General features: G+C 35.4%; 20 protein-coding genes and 1 pseudogene. 17 read left to right on the top strand and 4 right to left on the bottom strand.

The annotated features are described in order from the left end of the window. The first annotated feature begins 4 nt into the window (after window positions 1-4). Together gatB and NSS71_RS22100 are read left to right on the top strand one after the other, a co-directional pair. A complete protein-coding gene (gatB, locus tag NSS71_RS22105; protein ID WP_047944996.1) occupies window positions 5-1,432 on the top strand; it encodes an Asp-tRNA(Asn)/Glu-tRNA(Gln) amidotransferase subunit GatB in 1,428 nt (475 codons plus the stop codon). Window positions 1,433-1,620: 188 nt separating this feature from the next. After that, the gene (locus tag NSS71_RS22100; protein ID WP_341152050.1) at window positions 1,621-1,872 is read left to right on the top strand and encodes a hypothetical protein; all 252 of its coding nucleotides are present in this window, start codon (window positions 1,621-1,623) and stop codon (window positions 1,870-1,872) included. A gap of 38 nt (window positions 1,873-1,910) precedes the next feature. On the opposite strand, the gene plsY is transcribed toward NSS71_RS22100, so the two are convergent. Both plsY and NSS71_RS22090 read right to left on the bottom strand, forming a co-directional pair. Next, window positions 1,911-2,531 (bottom strand): glycerol-3-phosphate 1-O-acyltransferase PlsY, encoded by a 621-nt coding sequence (plsY, locus tag NSS71_RS22095; protein WP_341152049.1) that lies wholly within the window; start codon window positions 2,529-2,531, stop codon window positions 1,911-1,913. Between the two features lie 176 nt (window positions 2,532-2,707). Then, entirely contained in the window at window positions 2,708-4,384 is a 1,677-nt protein-coding gene (locus tag NSS71_RS22090; protein WP_341152048.1) for a hypothetical protein, read from the bottom strand. 100 nt (window positions 4,385-4,484) lie between these two features. Between NSS71_RS22090 and NSS71_RS22085 the strand changes: the two genes are divergently transcribed. The 6 genes from NSS71_RS22085 (at window position 4,485) to rlmD (ending at window position 10,502) form a co-directional block, all read left to right on the top strand. Beyond that, window positions 4,485-5,111 (top strand): RNA polymerase sigma factor, encoded by a 627-nt coding sequence (locus NSS71_RS22085; protein ID WP_341152047.1) that lies wholly within the window; start codon window positions 4,485-4,487, stop codon window positions 5,109-5,111. Further along, window positions 5,108-5,578 (top strand): anti-sigma factor family protein, encoded by a 471-nt coding sequence (locus NSS71_RS22080; RefSeq protein ID WP_047944991.1) that lies wholly within the window; start codon window positions 5,108-5,110, stop codon window positions 5,576-5,578. Before NSS71_RS22085 ends, NSS71_RS22080 begins: the two co-directional genes overlap by 4 nt. Beyond that, entirely contained in the window at window positions 5,575-6,660 is a 1,086-nt protein-coding gene (locus NSS71_RS22075) for a hypothetical protein (protein ID WP_095323115.1), read from the top strand. The genes NSS71_RS22080 and NSS71_RS22075 overlap by 4 nt, the downstream gene beginning before the upstream one ends. A gap of 84 nt (window positions 6,661-6,744) precedes the next feature. Beyond that, a complete protein-coding gene (locus NSS71_RS22070) occupies window positions 6,745-7,662 on the top strand; it encodes a hypothetical protein (protein WP_341152046.1) in 918 nt (305 codons plus the stop codon). 378 nt (window positions 7,663-8,040) lie between these two features. Further along, window positions 8,041-9,000 (top strand): diacylglycerol kinase, encoded by a 960-nt coding sequence (locus NSS71_RS22065; RefSeq protein WP_061800894.1) that lies wholly within the window; start codon window positions 8,041-8,043, stop codon window positions 8,998-9,000. Window positions 9,001-9,134: 134 nt separating this feature from the next. Next, entirely contained in the window at window positions 9,135-10,502 is a 1,368-nt protein-coding gene (gene rlmD / locus NSS71_RS22060) for a 23S rRNA (uracil(1939)-C(5))-methyltransferase RlmD (RefSeq protein ID WP_047944988.1), read from the top strand. A 604-nt stretch (window positions 10,503-11,106) separates the two neighbouring features. Here rlmD and NSS71_RS22055 read toward each other — a convergent pair. Both NSS71_RS22055 and NSS71_RS22050 read right to left on the bottom strand, forming a co-directional pair. Then, window positions 11,107-11,589 (bottom strand): DUF3231 family protein, encoded by a 483-nt coding sequence (locus NSS71_RS22055; protein WP_341152055.1) that lies wholly within the window; start codon window positions 11,587-11,589, stop codon window positions 11,107-11,109. A 96-nt stretch (window positions 11,590-11,685) separates the two neighbouring features. Next, window positions 11,686-12,089, bottom strand: a pseudogene (locus NSS71_RS22050) (DUF3231 family protein); the annotation flags it as partial. A gap of 1,635 nt (window positions 12,090-13,724) precedes the next feature. On the opposite strand from NSS71_RS22050, the gene NSS71_RS22045 reads away from it, so the two are divergent. The 9 genes from NSS71_RS22045 (at window position 13,725) to NSS71_RS22005 (ending at window position 21,632) form a co-directional block, all read left to right on the top strand. Beyond that, window positions 13,725-13,868 (top strand): CPCC family cysteine-rich protein, encoded by a 144-nt coding sequence (locus NSS71_RS22045; protein ID WP_341132059.1) that lies wholly within the window; start codon window positions 13,725-13,727, stop codon window positions 13,866-13,868. 384 nt (window positions 13,869-14,252) lie between these two features. After that, the gene (locus NSS71_RS22040; RefSeq protein WP_336045375.1) at window positions 14,253-15,263 is read left to right on the top strand and encodes a tRNA dihydrouridine synthase; all 1,011 of its coding nucleotides are present in this window, start codon (window positions 14,253-14,255) and stop codon (window positions 15,261-15,263) included. Between the two features lie 261 nt (window positions 15,264-15,524). After that, window positions 15,525-15,848 carry a hypothetical protein gene (locus tag NSS71_RS22035; RefSeq protein ID WP_047941810.1) on the top strand — a complete coding sequence of 108 codons (324 nt, stop codon included), beginning with the start codon at window positions 15,525-15,527 and terminating at the stop codon, window positions 15,846-15,848. Between the two features lie 323 nt (window positions 15,849-16,171). Next, window positions 16,172-16,918, top strand: coding sequence for a phosphotransferase family protein (locus NSS71_RS22030; RefSeq protein ID WP_047941809.1), 747 nt, complete (start codon window positions 16,172-16,174; stop codon window positions 16,916-16,918). A 91-nt stretch (window positions 16,919-17,009) separates the two neighbouring features. Next, entirely contained in the window at window positions 17,010-17,213 is a 204-nt protein-coding gene (locus tag NSS71_RS22025) for a zinc ribbon domain-containing protein (protein ID WP_047941808.1), read from the top strand. Window positions 17,214-17,362: 149 nt separating this feature from the next. Beyond that, window positions 17,363-17,749: a ribosomal maturation YjgA family protein gene (locus NSS71_RS22020; protein ID WP_047941807.1), complete on the top strand. Its 387-nt coding sequence runs from the start codon at window positions 17,363-17,365 to the stop codon at window positions 17,747-17,749. A 94-nt stretch (window positions 17,750-17,843) separates the two neighbouring features. Then, window positions 17,844-19,784: a translation factor GTPase family protein gene (locus NSS71_RS22015; RefSeq protein ID WP_341152045.1), complete on the top strand. Its 1,941-nt coding sequence runs from the start codon at window positions 17,844-17,846 to the stop codon at window positions 19,782-19,784. A 16-nt stretch (window positions 19,785-19,800) separates the two neighbouring features. Beyond that, complete coding sequence (locus tag NSS71_RS22010) at window positions 19,801-20,253, top strand: GNAT family N-acetyltransferase (RefSeq protein WP_047941805.1); 453 nt, start codon at window positions 19,801-19,803, stop codon at window positions 20,251-20,253. Window positions 20,254-20,471: 218 nt separating this feature from the next. Beyond that, window positions 20,472-21,632 carry a 3D domain-containing protein gene (locus NSS71_RS22005; protein WP_047941804.1) on the top strand — a complete coding sequence of 387 codons (1,161 nt, stop codon included), beginning with the start codon at window positions 20,472-20,474 and terminating at the stop codon, window positions 21,630-21,632. Window positions 21,633-21,699: the final 67 nt, after the last annotated feature.

Below are 21,699 nucleotides of genomic sequence, written 5' to 3'. Positions count from 1 at the left end.
AAAAATGGAATTTGAAACAGTCATTGGGCTAGAGGTCCATGTAGAGTTAAAAACACAATCAAAAATATTTTCCGCAAGTCCTAACCATTTTGGCGCTGCACCAAATACAAACACAACAGTAGTAGATTTAGGATATCCGGGTGTACTGCCTGTTTTAAATAAAAAGGCTGTAGAATATGGCATGAAAGCTTCTATGGCATTAAATTGTGAAATAGCTACAGAAACGAAATTTGACCGTAAAAACTATTTTTATCCCGACAATCCGAAAGCTTACCAAATCTCTCAATTTGATAAGCCTATTGGTGAACATGGATGGATTGAAATTGAAGTCGATGGCTATAAAAAAAGAATTGGCATTACTCGGGTTCATTTAGAAGAGGATGCTGGAAAATTGAATCATGAGAAAGGATATTCGTTAGTGGACTTCAACCGTCAAGGAACGCCATTAATTGAAATCGTTTCTGAGCCAGATATTCGTACACCAAATGAAGCATACGCATATTTAGAAAAATTGAAATCCATCATTCAATACACTGGTGTATCTGACTGTAAAATGGAAGAAGGTTCTTTGCGCTGTGATGCCAACATTTCCATTCGTCCAGTAGGACAAGCGGAATTTGGAACAAAGACAGAGCTGAAAAACTTAAACTCCTTTAACTTTGTCCGCAAAGGATTAGAATACGAAGAGCAACGTCAAAGAGAAGTTGTTTCTTCCGGTGGTGTTATTAATCAGGAAACACGCCGCTTTGATGAAGCAACAAGTACGACATTGTTAATGCGTGTAAAAGAAGGTTCCGATGATTATCGCTACTTCCCTGAGCCGGATTTACCAGGTTTATATATTGATGAAGACTGGAAGGCAAGAATCCGTGCGGAAATTCCAGAGTTGCCAGATGCAAGACAGAAGCGCTATATGGAAGAATGGGGCTTACCTGAGTACGATGCAAAAGTATTAACTGTTACGAAGGAAATGGCTGACTTCTTTGAAGGTACTGTGGCAAATGGAGCCGAGCCAAAGTTAGCTTCTAACTGGGTAATGGGCGATGTCTCTGCTTATTTAAATGCCGAACAAAAGGAGCTGGCTGAAGTAAAGCTTACTCCAGAAAACCTTGCCGGCATGATTAAGCTGATTGGAAATGGGACAATCTCCAGTAAGATTGCGAAACAAGTTTTTAAAGAGCTGATTGAAAACGGCGGCGATGCAGAGGCCATTGTGAAAGAGAAGGGGCTAGTGCAAATCTCCGACGAAGGTGCATTGCTGAAAATTATTGGTGAAGTGTTAGATAATAATCCTCAATCCATTGAAGACTTTAAAAACGGAAAACAAAAAGCAATAGGTTTCCTTGTTGGGCAATTAATGAAAGCAACAAAAGGGCAAGCAAATCCACAAATGGTCAACAAGTTATTAGTTCAGGAAATGAATAAAAGATAATAATTAGATTTATCTTTCTAGCTGTCAGCAAATGTTCTTTGTTGGCAGCTTTTTTTATGGAGAAAGGAGGATAGTATGACAAAAATCGTATTATAAAGGTGGGATTAAGTAGATTTCTATAATAGCTGATGTTAAATGGCAGCTGAGTGAGGAGGGAATCAGCCAAAGCGAGGAGGGAATCAGCCAAAGTGAGTGGGGAATCAGCCAAAGCGAGTGGAGAATCAGCCAAAGCGAGGAGGAAATCAGCCAAAGTGAGTGGGGAATCAGCCAAAGCGAGTGGGAAATCAGCCAAAGTGAGGAGGAAATCAGCCAAACCACCTCATCCCAGCAAGCACTCCCCACCACCAAAAAACTACAAAATAAAGGAGCTGCTCTCCAAAGAGCAACTCCCTTATTTGATTGCCAATCATTCGACAGTATTTCCCAGGAAAAGTTCATAATCAACAATTTTTTAAAAAAGCTTGTCCGCAGAAGGGGATTAGACAATCTTCTTCGGGTTAATTCGATCCTTTTTTATGTTTTTATCATTTACTTTAGGTTCTTTGTGATGAATAAAATTTATAATATTAGAGCGATGTAAAAAGATTAATAGTAATAAATACAAGAAAAAGAGCCAGTCATGCTGGATATCGGGTGAAAATAGTGCATATAAGAAAATGGTTATTCCAACAGAAATACTACCAAGAAACACATATTTTGTAATAAATATAACAGCAAAGAAAGCAAAATAGGAAATCAAAAATAGAGCAGGATTAGCAATGAGTAAGGTGCCGGCAGTTGTAGCGATCGCCTTTCCGCCGCGAAAACCTGCAAAGATTGGAAAACAATGACCAATAACAGCTATTAATCCAGTATACAAGGGATTAATATCTACCATTAATAAGTAGGGCAGACTTGCAGCGAGTGCTCCTTTTCCAACATCGAGCAGAAGAACAGCAATTCCGGCTTTTTTGCCTAATACGCGAATAGAATTAGTCGCTCCTGGATTATTGCTTCCGTGTTTCCGAATATCAATGCCATAAAAAACTTTACCGATAATTAAGGCGGTCGGAAAAGAACCAATTAAGTAGGAAGCTAGTAGTAGAATAAGCAAATACATTACTCCTTTCCTATAAATGAAGTTTACTAGTTTAAAACACTATCTTTGTTCTCCTCTTTTATTCTATGCAGAAAGAGGGAGAAGTTTGTTCCCTTCTCCCTATATTATAAACAATAGATACTATTTTTTTGTTAAGTTCCAGTCTTTTTAGGTTCTTGCATCGGAAAAACTTTTAATTAATTTAATTCTTGATTGCTAATTTTTAATTTTTCAACCGTAACAATCATTTCTTCTGTATCCACATAATCTACGGTTAGCTGCATACCCTTTTCTAGGAAAATACTATATGGGAAATCATTTGATGAAACTTGGAAAATGGTTTTATTTCCTTCTAACATAAATTTAACAATCGTGCTATTTTCTACTTCTGCCTTATATACATAGTCGAGGGTGCCAGTGATTGTTTTTTTGTCCGCGATATTGTTAGGAACTGTTTTATCATTCTTTAATAAGGTGACAAGCGCATATTTATAATCATTAAACAGCTTTGTTTTTTCTGTATGATAACTATAAACTTTTTCATCCTTGGCGTTGATTAACATAATTTCTCTTAGTACATGATTGCTGTCCATGAGCGGAACAACCCATGTGAACTGACCATAAATCGTATAGAGCAGCGGAGTGCCAGCCTCATATTTTTGAGCACGGAAGGTTTTCTCTGCAACATTTATGGCGGATTTTCCATTTAAAGATCCATTTGCCTCTGTGTAGAAGGTAAGAGCACCAGTACGAGCATTAAGCATCGAATAGCCGACCATGCTTCCACTATCTGATTTTGGACGTGTGAAGTCGGTAAACCAATGCAATTGTAAGTCTTCATTAAAAACACCATTTACTTCATTCATATCTTCCCAAGCAGTTGGTAGTTTCATATCTTCTTTTGCGAATAGTGTATTCCAGAAGCCATGAATATATTTACCATACCATTCATTCCAATCTTCCGCCACACTTGTAGGAATGACATGATCAATAAAATCAGGTATATTGTCCATTCCATAATCCTTTATTTCCCCAGTGGCAGGGTCAATAATATATATTCCTTTAATATCTACTATCTCACGGAATTTATTGTACTGACCATACGGCACGACATAATATGGTTTATCATTATCGTCTGGCTCAAAGCTGGCTTCAAGTAAAATTGTATCTTTATGCTTACTTCTTACTAATCTTTTTAAGTCTTCTTGGAAGAATGCAGAGGGCACATATTTCATGGATGATTTAACCAAAATGGCATCCTCATTTTCATCCTCTGCGCTCATTTTAATAAAACCAGGTACATCCTCCCCTTTGATCCATTTGAAGAAGCCGGTATATTCAATCGGTGTTACCCAATACAGATGATCATCAATTTTTTGCAAGGTAGAGGTTCCTAAATCGTAATAGGAAGGATGAGAAACCTCTCCAAGTTTTTTCTCACTTCGATAGCGTGCGTAGCTTTCAGGAACAACGACAATATGCTTTTCATTTGTGGAAACAGCTTCTTTATCAATAACGGTTGTTTTTTCCTGAACAAACTGATATTTATCTCCAGTTATCGTTAAAGGATAAATAAATTGGACATACAGGCTAAATAAAACAAAATACAAGAATAAAACTCCAGTTATTCTGTATCCCTTTACCTTTCCAAATAGTAAGTCTAAGAGTAAGAAAAAGGCAAGGAAAATAGAGCCGAATTTAAAGAGAGCCTGTAAAGAATGATCAATTAGTTGAAAATAATCAAGACAAAATATGATAAGAATCCCAGCGAACAAGCGAGTAATTTGAAAGACAAGAAATCTTTTTTTATTAAAATGACTTTTCCATATAAATGGATTCAGTGTTAAAGCTAGTAATGCAAATAAATAATGCATGCACATTCTCCTTTTGATAATTTGCTATAGATGAAATACGAAAGTAAGGCTAAAAAGTTTCATGTAATAATGATACTATTACAAAAGAGAGTCCATAATTATGAAAAAAATAAAAAACTGTAGGGGTATGACAATCCAGTACCGTCTATTATATAGAATGGCAGGAAAGGGGGGAGAGGCCATTAGTGATCAAGTATTAATTGAAAAGATAAAAGCAGGAAATGATCACGCATTTCGTTTGTTAGTGGAAAAGCATCGAGATTACTTGTTTCGTTCGATATACAGCGTTTTAAAGGACCAAAAAGAAGCGGAAGATGCTACACAAGAAGTGTTTATTAAAATCTATACCTCTCTCCCCAAATATGAGAATCAAGGATTTAAAACATGGATAACAAGAATTGCTATCAATCATGCTATTGATATGAGAAGAAAAAAACAAAGAAGAAAAGAAGAGATGACAGAAGAACTGGAATCCCATATAGGAGGCTCTCAGACCGATGATGTAGAATTAGAAGTGTTGAGGCGGGAACGACAAAGACTTGTGCAGAAAAGACTGGAGGAAGTCCCCGCTAATTACAGGGACGTCATTTATGGTTTTTACATTCAAGAAAAAAGTTATCAAGAAATGGCAGCAGAACAAAATGTTCAAGTGAAAACAATTGAAACGAAGTTGTATCGCGCAAGACTCTGGATCAAAACGCATTGGAAGGAGGAAGAATTTTTATGACCGCACATTATTCTAAAGATTATTGGATGAAGTATGTAAAAGATGAACTAAGTGAGAAGGAAAGATCACTGCTTGAAGATCATTTGTATACATGCGATCAATGCTTAGAATTATATATAGATGCAGTAGACAAGCAAGAGGAGACCCTTCCTTCAATTTCAGATGAAGCAGCTTTTATGAATGATATTATGCAAAAAATATCCTATGAAAATATGGAGATAAAAACAATAGAAGAAAAGAAACGGCCTTTTTATCAGTCATCCATATTCCATTATGCAATTGCCGCGAGTCTTACTTTGATTCTCATGTCGGCAGGATTTTTTCAGTCCATTGTAAAACATACAGAAACAATTCAAAAAACGGAAGTATCTTTAAAAAATGAGCCGAAATCAGGTGGCTTAGTGGATAAGACATTTGCCTGGATGGATTCATTTGATGGTAGTAAGAAGGAGGAAGTTAAAAAATGAAAAACCCGATTGTTGCGACAATCTTAGCATTTTTTCCAGGTGGCGGCCTGTTCTATATTGGAAAAAAACTGCGAGGCTTTTTTTACGGGCTAGCAGTATTTGGACTAGCGTTTATGTCTATTGTGATATTTAGTTCAGGATACTTCAATGAGTTAACATTTATAGTAGTTTTTATTGGTTTTATTATCTACTGCATTAGTTTTATCGACACATTAATTACGACCAGCAGCTATTTAAAGAAACGAGTCAGTTTTGCTGCGGATTCTGAAACTGGGGAGACTGCGCCTATACTAGCAAAAACAACGGAGTCTGAGCGGTTTTATACGATTGTTTTATCGTTTGTCCCTGGATTGGGGCATATCCAGCTAGGATTAGTTTACCGAGGAATAACCCTTTTAACGACATTTTTAGGCTTAGGAATTATGATTATATTTATCGCGTTTCTGACCTATACAAACGAGTTCCTTCTGTTTTTAGCTATATTGCCAGTTATTTGGATTTACGGTTTTTATGACGTTTCCCAGCAGTTTAATAAAAAACTGAATGGAGAAAAGTTAGAAGATATTACGATTTTCCAAGACTTTGAAAAGAACAGAGAAGAAGGAAAGAAAAGCAAATTTATTGCGACCTTCTTATCTGTGTTTCCTGGAGCAGGGCATTTATATTTAGGATTACAGCAAAGAGGGATTCAGCTAATGGCTGCATTCTTGTTCTCTATTTTTATTCTTAATGAATTAAGGTTAGGACTATTTTTATTCGTTATTCCGATTATTTGGTTCTACAGCTTTTTTGATGGATTACAAAAGGCATCGAGAGTTGGAGAAGAGGAGTTAGAGGATATCCCTGTAATTGCTTATTTGATTAACTACCAAAAATGGTTTGGAATTGGTCTATTAGTAATTGGTTTATATTATTTAATGATTAATATTATTTTACCGATCTTTTCACCTATTATCCAAAATGTAATCAATGTGGATTTACGCTTTTTCTTTTATCAATATTTCCAGACAGGAATCGTATGTCTAGTTCTTATTATCGGTGGTATTCATCTATTAAAAGGAACGAAGAAGAAAAAAGTCTAAGTGGTTTATGGAAAGAGAGATTACGGCCTCGGTTTTTTTGAAGCTGTTTCAAATAGCTAAGGCCTTACATAAGGAGAGAAGAGAATGCGAACATGGCGAGTGGGCACTTTTTCGATGGGCTTATCATTAGTATTTCTTGGTGTATTTCTATTATTTACGCAGTTTTTTGATTGGAAAATAGTGACTGTTTTAAAAGTTTGGTGGCCAATTATTTTGGTTATTCTTGGAATAGAAATTTTATTGTACTTGTTTTCTTCTAAACAAGAGAAACCATATTTAAGCTTTGATCTTTTCAGTATAATTATAGTTGGAATAATTGGGTCAGCTGGGATTGCAATGGTATTTCTCCAATCATCAGGGGTTATGGATATAGTGGAACAAGGGTTAAAAAGAGAGGAAGTAACAAGTGATTTACCTGAATTTAATTATGCAATGAAGGATGATATTAAAAGAATTGTCATTGAATCTGACAATCAGCAAAATCCAATTACGATTGAAGGAACAAACGATGATGTCCTTTCTCTATTTGGAACCTATCGAGCTGTTCAATCGAAGAAGAAGGATGTTTTAAAGCCGGAAGATTATCTGCTCGTTTCGCAAAAGGGTGATACGTTGTTTATCCGTTTAAAGCAATTGCCATATCGTGTTTCTGAATTTTACAAGGACTATGCTTCTATGAATACTACTATTCTTGTTCCAACGAGTAAAAAGTTAGATATTGTTGATTTGCAAAATGACATTACAGTAAATCCGCGTGATTTAAAAAACAATTGGACAATTAATAATGTTCCGCAAATTGATTTAATATTAGATGAAACAAAAAATGTGAAAGTCTCCGTAGATGATACACTCATTAACAATCGGGAACAGGAGGATTGGGAATTTCCAAATAAAGAAGAGAAGCATGTAGAAGAAATAACTACTGCATTTTTGCAAAAAGGGAAGGGTGGCTCATCCATTTACATTTTTGATAGTGGTACGTTAGATATAACAAATCATTAATATAAGGAGGAAAGATTGGAATCAGATGATTAATTTGAGGAAGATCTTTCTTTTTGAATAAGGCATTGTCTAGCGATTTCTGTCTTTCTATTTTGTCAGAATTCCTCTAGAAAGGATGAATAGCTGCAAGGAAGGGCGAAAAAAAGTTAATCAAACGTTTGATTAATAGAAAAAAACAGGAATAAGAATGAGAAAAGTATGATGAACTAATAGATTGGGTTATAATGTGGGAAGATGCTTGAAACATGGACACTTAGCATGAAAAAGTTACATATCATGGTAATAACTAGAGTTAAACATTGCCTAAGCAAGTAGTATCGTATATGATGATGTTATTGGTTATGGAAAAAAATGAATCTTGATTATAGGATGATGAACATGAAAAGGGCAAGAATAATATATAATCCTACTTCAGGTCGGGAAGCTTTTAAAAGACATTTACCAGAGGTGCTAAAAAGATTAGAAGAGGCAGGGTATGAAACTTCCTGTCATGCAACGACTGGACCAGAGGACGCAACATATGCAGCGAGAGTAGCCGTAGAAAGACGATTTGATCTCGTCATTGCTGCAGGCGGTGATGGAACGATTAATGAAGTTGTTAACGGAATGGCAGAACAGGAATATCGTCCAAAGCTTGGAATTATTCCAGTAGGAACGACAAATGACTTCGCAAGAGCATTGCATATTCCCAGAGATGTCATAGGTGCAGTAGATGTTATCGCAAAAGGCGATACCATTCCGATTGATATTGGAAGAATGAATGACAAATACTTCATTAATATTAGCGGCGGCGGGCATTTAACAGAAATTTCTTATGAAGTTCCTAGTAAATTGAAAACCATGCTTGGACAGTTAGCATACTATTTAAAAGGAATCGAAATGCTGCCTTTCATTAAAGCTTCGCATGTCAGAATCGAGTATGACGGCAAGTTATTTGATGGAGAAGCGATGTTGTTTCTTGTAGGCCTGACTAATTCTGTTGGCGGTTTTGAAAAGTTAGCCCCTGGCGCATCCATTAATGATGGGTTATTCTCTCTATTGATCTTAAAAAAGGCAAACCTTGCAGAATTTATTCGAATTGCGTCCCTTGCTTTACGAGGTGAACATATAAATGATCCTAATGTCATTTATACGAATGCGAACCATATAAAGGTCAGCTCAGATGAGAAAGTACAAGTAAATCTTGATGGAGAATTTGGCGGATTACTGCCAGCTGAATTTATTAATTTATATCGTCACTTTGAGTTATTTGTGCCGCTTGAAGCGATTCGTGATGAAGACCGACCAGATATCAAGGATTATAAAGAGAAGTTACAAACAGACAATAACAAGGAGTGAGAGGAAGAATCCTCTCACTTTTTGTTTTGGATAATAATTAAAGATTATGCATAGACCAATGACGCTATCCTCATAATATGATACAATTACCACGCTTGTTTTTTTCGGAAATTTTGACGTAAAGGAAGACGATAATGAGTAAAACATTACCCGTTCAAAAGAACGATATAATAGATATAGTTTTTGAAGATTTAACCCATGAAGGTTCAGGTGTGGCAAAGATAGATGGTTATCCCCTCTTTATCCCCAATGGACTTCCAGGTGAAAAAGCAACTGTTAAAGTAATTAAAACAAATAAGAATTACGGTTTTGGCCGCCTCCTAGAGATTAAAGAAAGAAGTCCCTATCGTGTGGAAGCCCCATGCCTTATTTACAAGGAATGCGGCGGTTGTCAATTACAGCATTTAAGCTATGAAGGACAATTGAAAACAAAGCATAAACATGTGAAGGATGTGTTAGAACGAATTGGAAAAATCAAAACGATTGTACATCCAACATTGGGGATGGAAAACCCTTGGCGTTACCGTAATAAATCCCAAGTGCCAATTGGAGAACAAGAAGGTGGCCTCATTGGTGGATTTTATCAACAACGCTCTCATCAAATTATTAACATGGAACAATGCCTCATCCAACAAGAAGAAAATGATTATGTCGTAAATACAGTAAAAGATATTTGTTCAAAATATGGAGTCCGCGCATATGACGAAGCTCATCATAAGGGAGATTTACGCCATATTATGGTAAGAAGAGGGCTGGTTACGAAGGAAATCATGATTGTCTTAATTAGCCGTACACAGGATATCCCCAATCGCAAAGCAATTGTTGATGAAATTGTTCAAAAAGTACCAAATATTAAATCGATTATCCACAATGTGAATAACAAAAAAACAAATGTGATAATGGGAGATGCTACTCGCGTACTTTGGGGAGAAGAGACGATTACGGATTATATTGGCGATGTAAAATTTGCTATTTCAGCTCGTTCTTTTTATCAAGTAAACCCGGAACAAACAAAGGTGCTTTATGAGAAAGCATTGGAGTATGCTGCTTTAAGTGGAGAAGAGAAAGTAATTGATGCCTATTGTGGAATTGGCACCATTTCTTTATTTTTGGCAAAAAAAGCAAGTAAAGTATTTGGAGTCGAAATTGTGCCACAAGCAATTGAAGATGCAAGAAATAACGCTGTTTTAAATGATATCCACAATGTCGATTTTGCAGTAGGGAAAGCAGAAGTAGTTATCCCCAACTGGTATAAAGAAGGAAATAAAGCAGATGTTTTAGTAGTAGATCCACCAAGAAAAGGCTGTGACGAAGCATTGCTGCAAACAATTCTTGATATGAAGCCAAAGAAAGTTGTCTATGTGTCATGTAATCCAGCGACTTTAGCTCGTGATCTGCGCATATTAGAGGATGGTGGCTACAAGACAGAAGAAGTGCAGCCTGTGGATATGTTTCCTCAAACGATGCATGTGGAGGCAGTGGCGAGGTTAACGTTAGAATAACAAGGTTTTTTATGCAAGGTATGTACACATTGACCACATTTTGACCACATACCTTGCAAAAAAACTTATTTTGAGATGAATTTCTCAAGTAAATCAACTGTTTTTTCTTTCATTAATTCAGTGACATGTTGTCCTAAGCGTTCCTGTACTTCTTTTAATGTCATACCAGCTACCAGACAAATAGTTGCGTGAGTATGTCTAGTATCACGTCATGAAAGCGAATTTTGGGAACATTAGCAATTTTTATTGCTTTATTAAATTCAGTTGTTAACGATCTAGGATAAATGGGTTTTCCTGTTTGTGTAGCAAAAATCAAGTTAAGGGCCTCGTAACTGTTGTACGATTTGTGATAAAATAAATAATCCGAAATAATAAATAAATACGCTCTCCATTTCAAGGAGTCAGCCAATCACCAAATATTTTCCTCATATTATGATTTATTGTATTCCTATTATTTGCCGTAGAAAATTTACTATAAAAATAATCATTTGCCCGCAACCCCACCCTCCTTGTATTACATTATGCTGAAATAGGGTTATAGTATGAAGGTATATAAAATACAAACAGGAACACCAAGTCATTTGATGTTCCTTTTCTTTCTTATTTAGTTATTCATACTAGGAGGTTCTTCTAACCAACCTCTTTCCATCATTATTCGCGCTCCCTTTAAACCAAATGAGAGAACATCTTTCGCAAAAACTCCTGACTGAAGTATAGCATCGTTCCTCAGACAAAACACTGCTCCAAATCCTTGTCCACCTATACTAAATCCATTCAACAAATATGTGCAGAACATCATTAACTTATCTGAAAATGGAGCAGTAGTAGAAGATGTTACTTTTCTACTCACAATAGATGGTGTTAGAATATCACTGTTTAGCAACATTTCCTCTGTTTCCAAATAAATTTTCTTTGCTAGTTCATATCCCTTTTGAAAATACTCTTTTACATCTGAATTGGCAGAAGTTTGAGCAAATCCTTTCATTAATTGCATCCCCAATACGTTTGATTCTAGTGAATGATAAAGTAATCCATACTCGACGACATTGAAGTTTCTTTTATTCCCAAAAATATTTGTTCCTTTCATATAGCTTGGATCTTCAATATAACTTTTTGAATGTGGCATATTTATTACAGGTGGATTCAACATTAATTTATGATCTAATAAATATTCCGTAAAATAATAATAATATTTCTGTGTTAACTCTGTTAAAGATCTATATAAATTAATAATGTCAGGTCGATAAGAGATGGTTGTGTGTAAAACATACATTCCCATGCTAATTTCTTTTAGGATTCTAGAAAACATAATATCAAAACCCTGCTCAAACAATACCGGAGCATCTAAATATACATCTTCATTGGTAAACCATTTGGTATTATAGCACCAGCACCCTCTAATATATTTCTAATTTCGTTAACTTTAGTATTCAATTTATCATGAAGCCCTTTCATTAAATCCTTCGCTTCTGGTTCTTCTGACTTTTCAATAAAATATTGTAGAAAACACAAAATCATGGTTTTCTTTTGATAAGTCGTCCATAAAGCTCCATATTCAACAGAAGTTAAAACTTTATTATTAACCATGCTGATACCTCTTTCTTATAACATCTATTTAATATAGTTAATATTTGTAAATGCTTTTAACGCTATTCTATATTTTTATACTTTTAACTATAAATAAGAAAAAGAAGCTGACCAAAGTCTCAGCTTCTCTTTCTTATTTATATTGTTTTTTTTCATAATTTTAGGTAATATTTTTCACTTTCAACATTGTGAATTTCCCAAGTGGTTGAAGTGAGAAGCTTCATATCCTATGAAACACTCTTGATGGTACTTTCCAGGTCGCACTAGCTTGCAGAGTTGGGGATACTTAGGATTATAAAAATGAATTTTGCCAACATTATTATTACTTTATTAAATTCTTGGGTCCTCGTAGCTGAACGAAGGACTATTTTTCATTTTGTTTTGCTATGCTTTTCATCCCGTTTATGTTAATTTCCTCGATCTTTTAAGTTCTATTGCTCATTCATATTTAGTATTTTCTACCACTTTGACTTGATTAATTTGTGGATAAACCATTAATAAACAATAAAAATGATTAGAAGTTTTCCACAAAAAATTACTTTCATCTAACTGAGTAATGAAATTGTCTATTTTCAATTTACGGTTTATAAAGTACAGCTGTTATGGAGGGAAAAAGATTAATAAAGCTTATTTAGCCACATTTTATTATTATTCATTTCAAAAAAAGGTGCTTTATGGAGATTAAAACTCAACAAATAGCATTTTATTTAGAATGTTTTGGATCCTGATGAACGTAGAAATAGGGGTGGGGGTTACATGATAGTATCATCATAGATTAGATTTTCACTCTCCTTCTATCAGTTGGGAGAGTGAGGACAGAAGAATCCCTAATGAGATTTTTTTTTCCCGCACCTAATACAGCTATTTGAGTAATAACTAAATTTATGATTTCGTCTAAGGAAACAGATTATAGATTTAAACTTCAAGGAAACCACCTCAATCAGACTTTTTATTAAGTTTAAAATTAAGTCTTCATAAAGTAAATCAATAATGGAGAAATTGTTAAAAACAGGGAAAAAGAAGTGGTGGAAAATCAGGTATTAATGCCTTAATTAATTGTGGTAATAGGTATATTTTAGTGGATTTTTCATCAAGAATGCCGTTAAGAATCATGAGATTTATTTTTACGGTACTTAGTGATGTCATACGCTGCTCTAAGGGAAAATCCGAGTATGGTGACCACCTTAAACCAAGTACCTAGAGTTGTGGAGTGCAAAAGGGAAAGCATACTAGATTGGTAATTAAGTTAGTTAATTCAGCTTCACAGACATCCTCATCCTTTGGATTATTTACCAGTAACACGGTTGATGGTAGAAAGTTTCATTGGAAGAAAATAAGATGCCTCTGACGGGATTCGAACCCGCACTCCTTTCGTAAGCATAGGCTAGGGGGAACACGCTTCCCTACGGACTTTCACCGGCTAGGAATTTCACCTGCCTCAGCTTTTTTGCTTTTCGGTGCTTCTGAAACCCTTGCCTTGCGACCCGGTACCAACAATGTTTTCCGGCGCTCTTCCCTTCTATAGCTACAGAGGCGTATTGATATATTTTATTATATAAAGAAAGCGAATAGAAGAAAATGTTTTGATTATCAAGAATAAAACTTATCCACCGTAGATTATTATGGGAGTAAGAAATGGATATATTGATAAACAAAAGAAAAAGAATAGTTGTTTGTCCTTGTTGTGAGTATAAAATGTTAGGTGAACGTAATGATTGGGAAATATGTGTTGTTTGTAAATGGGAGGATGATTGTTTACAAGCGGATGAACCAGATTAGCTGGAGGGGCCAATCAAGAATCTTAAGAAAGGGGTAAAAGAATTTCTTGGAAATGGATGTATGCTTCAAAAAATTACTGCATTGGAAAAACCCTTCTTATTTTAAATATGAAAAGGATGTAAATTTTAGACCTTTATAAGAAGATATTTTTAGTCTTTTTCCAGTACTGAGGGGACTTATAACAGGCAAGAGATATACTGATTTGACAGAGGAATTAAAGCCTTTTAATATAGAAGACGGTATAATTTTAAAAGATTTTACTAATAAATGATAAATTTTCGATTTAAGTGATCGGATGATATAACTTGTTGAAACGAAAGGATCAAGTAGGAAGGGATATTTTTCGTTTTAATTATGAGACGAGAAGTTTAATCTTGGATCTATATGAAAGGAACTGAGTTTTATATGATAGATAATTTTTGGCGTGAATTACCACGGCCATTTTTTGTATTAGCCCCGATGGAAGATGTGACGGATGTTGTTTTTCGTCATGTAGTCAGTGAGGCGGCTAGACCTGATGTGTTTTTTACGGAGTTCACTAACACGGAGAGTTATTGTCATCCCGAGGGAACACAGAGTGTACGTGGACGTTTGACTTTTACAGAAGATGAACAGCCAATGGTTGCACATATTTGGGGAGACAAGCCTGAATATTTTCGACAAATGAGTATAGGCATGGCCAAGCTTGGTTTCAAGGGAATCGATATCAATATGGGCTGTCCTGTTCCTAATGTCGCAGCAAAAGGGAAGGGAAGCGGACTTATCCTCCGTCCAGAGGTTGCTGCGGAAATTGTGCAAGCAGCAAAAGCAGGCGGGCTGCCTGTCAGTATTAAGACAAGACTTGGTTATACGGAGATAGAGGAATGGCAGGACTGGTTAACACATATCTTGGAACAAGATATCGCGAATCTTTCGATACATCTGCGTACAAGAAAAGAAATGAGTCAAGTGGATGCACATTGGGAATTGATTCCAGAAATCAAAAAACTTCGTGATCGTGTGGCACCAAATACACTCTTAACGATTAACGGTGATATTCCTGATCGTCAAACTGGGTTGGAGCTGGCTGAGAAATATGGAGTGGATGGTGTTATGATAGGGCGCGGTATTTTTAAAAATCCATTTGCCTTTGAAAAAGAACCGAAAGAGCATAGCAGTAAAGAACTGCTTGATCTATTACGATTACATCTGGATCTTCATGACAAATATTCACAGGAATTAGAAACACGATCTTTTAAAGCCCTTCACCGTTTTTTCAAGATTTATGTGAAAGGATTTAGAGGGGCAAGTGAATTGAGAAATCAATTGATGAGTACGCAATCGTCTGATGATGTCCGTGCTATGCTTGATGATTTCGAATCGAAGAATGCTGATGAGACAGGGATAGTAGGCTAATATAACTTAAACAATATATATTTTAAATAGTGAATTGGTTGGCATAAATCGGTAATAACCGAACTCTTGCCAGCCAATTTTTTGCATTTCTAGCACGAGAGTGGGTTTTCATTATGTAAAAATAGGTTAATTTTCAAAAAAATTGAAAATGAATATTTAATGTGATAATTTTGAATAGTATACATATATTTATTTTCCAGCTGTTTATGATAACTCAAGTCTTTAAGAGAGTTGAATAGATAAAAAATAGGGGGGAATTGTATGAAAAAGCTAATAGTTATCATCATAACCATATTAATAGAGGCAACACTTATTTATGTTGTGTCCAAGTTAATAGGATGGAGGTTTTCAGATTTAGTGTTAGTAGGGAGTGTACTTATCTTTGGTGTGTACTGGTTATTTGGTCTAAATATAAATCAAACAAATAATCTATTAAACGCAGGCAATAAAGGATGGACGGGAATGGAAACAGGAAGTGTTAAGATATTCACCTTAAAAGTGAATTCTGTGATTCTAGGACAGATTATTTTCATTATTCTATCCCTTATTTTAACAGTAGCTATTTATTTTCCTTATTTTTTCTAAGCGTATTATTCTGCAACAAATTTAGTGAATTTTATTAATAATTTCTTGCGATTTTATAGGAAGCAAATATTTTATAAATTAGTATGAATTTCATCCGGAAGTTTGAACTAGCTCAAATGCATGGAATATTTTAGGTGTTTTTTTCAAAAGGAAGCTCCTATCTATGGAACCGAAATCACTGGGGATTAAGATAAATATCTGTTATTTCCTAATACTCCTACTTTGTAATAAAATAACGTTCGTTTTTTGTGTGAAAAGCCTCTTGAAATGACAACAAAATAATATCTTTGCGAGAGGAAGAATCTTAAAAAGGAGTGGGTAAGTTGAAGTTTGGGAAAGCCATTGCGACCGGAAATACGGCAACTATTTATGTAAATGATAAAACGATTATGAAAGTGTATAAAGATTATCTTCCACCTGCCGAAGCGGAAATGGAAGCAAGGAAACAAAGGTTTGCTCACGCTTGTGGGTTACCTGTTCCAAAAGTATTAGATGTGACAATGGTAGAGAACAAACAAGTTTTGATAATGGAATATATAAAAGGAAATACATTGGGGGAGCTTCTCTTTAAAAACGAAAAGAAAGCTGAATATTATATGAGCTTGTCTATTGATATCCAACAACAGATTCACCAGCATGATGGAATAGCACTTGAGCCGATATCTTACAAATGGGGAAGACAAATAGCGGACTCTCAGATTCTAGACGAAGAAAGTAAATCCCTTCTTTTAAACAAACTGAAAACAATGCCGCAGGAAACAAGGCTTTGTCATGGGGATTTGCATTTATTCAATCTTGTAAAAGCTGAGGGCAGTGTTTGGATAATCGATTGGGTGGATGCAGGAGCAGGAGATTCTCGGGCAGATGTATGCAGAACTTATCTTCTCTATGCGGAAAATCATCAGGATCTAGCAGATTTATACTTGCATATATATTGCAGCAAGACAGGCTTAACGAAAGAAGACATCCTTCAATGGATTCCAATTGTGGCAGCGGCACGATTAAGTGAAAATGTCTCGGAAGAAAATTTAGATAAACTTTTACAAATAATTCATCATTATTTGTATTGAGAGAAATGAAACTAAATATCGTATTACTTCGTAATAATAAAGGAGATGTTAAAACAGAAGCAAAGATATAACAAAAAAGGAGCGTAATAACATGGAAAGCAAAGGCTGTGTAAAATGCGGAGGAACAGATATAGGAACAAAAGATGTGGCCATGACAGGAACGGGTTTATCCAAGTTAATGGATATCCAGCATAATACATTTACGGTTGTCTTTTGCAAGAAATGCGGGTACTCAGAGTTTTATAATAAACAAGCATCGAAAGGTTCTAATATTTTAGATTTATTTTTAGGATAAGTGGCACAAAATGTTAAACAAATAGAAAATTAGTTGAATTCTAGAGACCATATCAGTAAATCGGGTCTCTTTATTTTAGGGGCAGATAGGAAAGGAGGGGGAGAGATTATCAAGCTATATTAAATAAAATATAATTGTGAGTGAAAAAAATGTATCGATTATTCTATTTTGTTTCAGCCATACTTATGCTGTTATTAGGACTATCTTCTAGAAAGTTTAGTAATCATCTTCCTGATTTTATAAGCGTTCATGCAGGAGATATGATTTGGGCGATGATGGTTTACTTTGGGTTTCGGTTTCTTTTTATCAGAAATAGCCTCCTAGTTGCAGGAATACTGAGCATACTATTCAGTTTTGGAATCGAAGGCAGTCAATTATATCAAGCGGATTGGCTTAATCAGCTTCGGGATACAACAATTGGAGCGTTAATTCTAGGAAAGGGCTTCCTATTAATGGATTTAATACGCTATTCAGCAGGAATTTTACTGGCTTGTATAGTAGATACATTCTTTGTTTGGAGAAGTAAAAGAGGCTGATCTACAATTGATTTTTCTGGTAGTTATACCATCCTTATGGCCATTTCAGCTATAATGATAGGTATAAACTAAAAAAGCAGGAGTCGCTTTCAAAATGAACAAGACAATTGGAATATTAGCACATGTTGATGCGGGAAAAACTACTTTTTCAGAGCAGCTTCTATATCATACAAATAGTATAACTAAACGAGGCCGTGTAGATCATAAAAATTCCTTTTTAGATAGTCATATAATTGAAAAGCAACGAGGGATTACGGTTTTTGCAGACCAAGGAATCATTGAACATGGAGATTCTACTTATTATTTAATTGATACTCCTGGACATATTGATTTTTCTCCAGAAATGGAAAGAGCGATTCAAGTAATGGACTTTGCTATTGTGATTATTAGTGCGGTAGAAGGGATTGAAGGGCATACCGAAACGGTGTGGAATCTATTAAGCAAGCATCAGATTCCTACATTTTTCTTTATTAATAAAACAGATCGGACAGGAGCGGATGCAGCGCGTGTTCTGGAAGAAATTCGTTCCCAATTTACGACAGATGTATATGATATTTCCTCTTTAGATAATAGCAGTATGTCGGAAGCGCAAATAGAATTTATTGCAGAGCGGGATGAAGAGCTCTTGGATTACTATATGGATAATGGCTATCAACCAATATTGTGGATGGAAAAAATCCAAGAAATGATTATTTCGTCGCGGCTCTTTCCTTGTGGATATGGTTCAGCACTTCAGGATATTGGGATAAAGGAATTTTTCGATCAGTTTCATCAATTAACAAAAACAATATATAGGAAGGATCAACCTTTTGCAGGAAGAGTATTTAAAATTCGTTACGAGCAAGGTGGAACAAGAATTACTTTTCTAAAAGCAATAAGTGGTACTCTGCATGTCAGAGATGAACTTCCATATGGAGATGGAATGGTAGAGAAAATTACGCAAATTCGTAAATATAATGGAAAACAATTTCAACAAGTAAATGAAGTCGGTGCCGGAGAAATTTTTGCTGTAACAGGTCTTACAGAGGCAATTGTGGGAGATGGAGTCGGAGCAATGCTTGAAAAAGCAGTATATGAATTGGTACCAACGCTTCGTTCAAAAGTGGTAGTTGAAGACGGAGTAAATAAAAAAGAGGTACTAAAGCTTTTTCGGATATTAGAAGCAGAGGATCCATCTCTTCAGATAACATGGGAGGAGAAACAGCAAGATATTCACTTGCATGTGATGGGGAAAATACAATTAGAGGTTCTTCAGGAGCTAGTATTAGAAAGATTTTCTTTAAATGTGCACTTTGGTCAACCGGAAATTTTGTATAAAGAAACAATCGAAACAGCTACTGTCGGATATGGACACTTTGAACCATTACGTCATTATGCAGAGGTACATCTCCGTATAGAGCCAGGAAAAAGAAATACAGGTATTACATTTGAGAGTAGATGCCATACAGATGACTTATCTATAGCAAATCAACATCTCATCTGCCAGCATCTTTTTGAGCGAGATCATCATGGGATTTTGACTGGTTCCCCCTTAACAGATATAAAAGTGACATTATTAACAGGGAGAGCCCATAATAAACATACACACGGCGGTGATTTTCGGGAAGCTACTTTTCGAGCATTGCGCCAAGGACTAGAAAAAGTACAGAACCGGTTATTAGAGCCTTATTATGCTTTCAAAATAAAAGTAGCTATCGAACAAATGGGCAGAGTGCTGGCTGATATTCAAATGGCCCATGGAGCATTTGATACGCCCGAAACAATAGATAATAAAGCAATTATTACCGGCAAGGCTCCCGTTGCCACATTTATGGAATACAGCACAATCTTAGCCTCTTTTACACAAGGAAAAGGTCAGCTTTCCTTTACCTTTGCGGGTTATTACCCTTGTCATAATGAACAAGAAGTGATTGCTGGACTAGACTATGATAAAAATGCTGATCCAGCATATACATCCTCGTCTATTTTCTGTGCGAAAGGCGCAGGATATACGGTTCCTTGGCAAGAAGCGGAAAAAATGATGCATTGTCTATAGAAAGGATGAACGATTGATGAAGATTCGCAAGCTTAGAGAAGGAGAAACTCCCCCTTTTGATTTATTATTATTAGCAGACCCATCTGAACATTTAATCAGAGAATATCTTAAAAAGGGCATTTGCTATATTGCGGAAGATAGGGATCAAACTATCGGTGTCTATGTTTTATTACCAATGGAAGAAGAAACAATAGAATTAATCAATCTTGCTGTGGGCGAAAGCTATCAAGGAATAGGCTTAGGGAAAAGGTTAGTTATGCACGCGATTGAAGAGGCGAGAAAATTAGGATATAACAAAATAGAAGTAGGGACTGGGAATAGCAGTATTTCACAACTTGCTCTCTATCAAAAATGCGGGTTTCGAATCGATCGAATTGAGAAAGATTTTTTTCTCCAGCACTATGAAGAGGAAATCTATGAAAATGGAATTCAGTGTATGGATATGATAAAGCTCAAACAGGATATATAATTCAATTTCGAAAAGGGTAAATATTAATAATTAACAGAATTATTACAAAGGTAACAAAGGGTCATTTTCCCTTCTAGACTTACAGAATGCTAGAAAATATGCGATATTTAATAGCTGGCTTGTAAACTAATTTTAAAAGGATTGACTTATTATTTTAATAGAATTGTAATTTAGAAGCCTCTTTCATGTGTTATAACAATAGAGAAAGGGGTTTTTAGATGCGTTCCTTAAAAAAACTAATGGCCATTTCGTTAAGTAGTGTCATCTTTTTGACATCAGCGATTATGGTACAAGCAGAAACGAGTCAAGAAACACTGAACAAGGCGAAAAATCAGTTGGATCAAAATCAGCAATTGATTAATGAAAAAGAAGCAGAAAAGCAAAAAACTTTAAAAGAGTTGGAAGCTGTTCAAGAGGATTTAAAATCTATTGAAACAGTAATGCAGCAAAATAAAGATAAAATAGCAAATCTGCAGGCGAAAATTGAAGAAACGCAACAACAAATAGAGAAAAAGAAAGAAGAAATTGTTGTTCTAGAAGATAAAGTATTGGCACGTAAAGACGTGATGAAAGATCGTCTCGTTTCCTTGCAGAATACAGACCAAACAAATGTTGTTTTAGAAGTGCTGTTTAATTCAAAGGACTTCGCTGACTTTATTAGTAGAGCAACAGCTATTTCGATGATTTTTGATGGTGATAAAGATATATTAGAGCAGCAGCAAGCTGATCTTCAGAAAATTGAAGAAGAAAAGGCAGCAATTGATCAGCAAGAAGAGGAATTAACAGGACAATATGATGAATTAGCGGCTACTCAAAATGAACTGCAGCAAAATGTTGCTCAAAGACAAGAGGCAGTAACGGCTGTACAGAAAAAATATGCTTCTGTTTCTAAAGAAGTAGAATTAGCTGAGAACCAGAAAAAAGCAGTACTTGATCAAATAAATGCAGCAGAGTCCGCATTGAAGAAAGAGCAAGAAGAAGCGAAGAAGAATGTCGTAAAGGTAAATAGTCCAGCTAAAAAAGCTGCTAGGGCATCGACTAACTCAAAACCTACTACGAGCAAATCACCTTCTAGTAAGTCTTCAAGCAGTAAAGATGTTATTTATGTAACCTCAACTGCTTATAGTCATCAAGATACAAAATCTGATTTTACGGCACTTGGATATAATATTAAAAAGAATAAGAATATGAAATTAATTGCAGTAGATCCAGCAGTCATTCCATTAGGTTCTAAAGTTTGGGTAGAAGGTTATGGAGAAGCTGTGGCAGGAGACACAGGCGGAGCAATTAAAGGACATAAAATAGACGTGTTAATGCCATCAACTAGCAAAGCAAAGGCTTGGGGACGGAAAACAGTCAAAATAAAAATCTTGAATTAATTTAATACTATTCTTCTTATTATATAGACTCTCAGGTGTGAAGAGTCTTTTTTTTTTGCGAAAAAAA

Source organism: Niallia sp. FSL W8-0951 (assembly GCF_038006525.1).
In the GTDB taxonomy this organism is placed as follows: domain Bacteria; phylum Bacillota; class Bacilli; order Bacillales; family Cytobacillaceae; genus Niallia; species Niallia circulans.
Note: the sequence above shows the minus strand (reverse complement) of the source record. Positions and strands in the feature narration are given on the sequence as shown.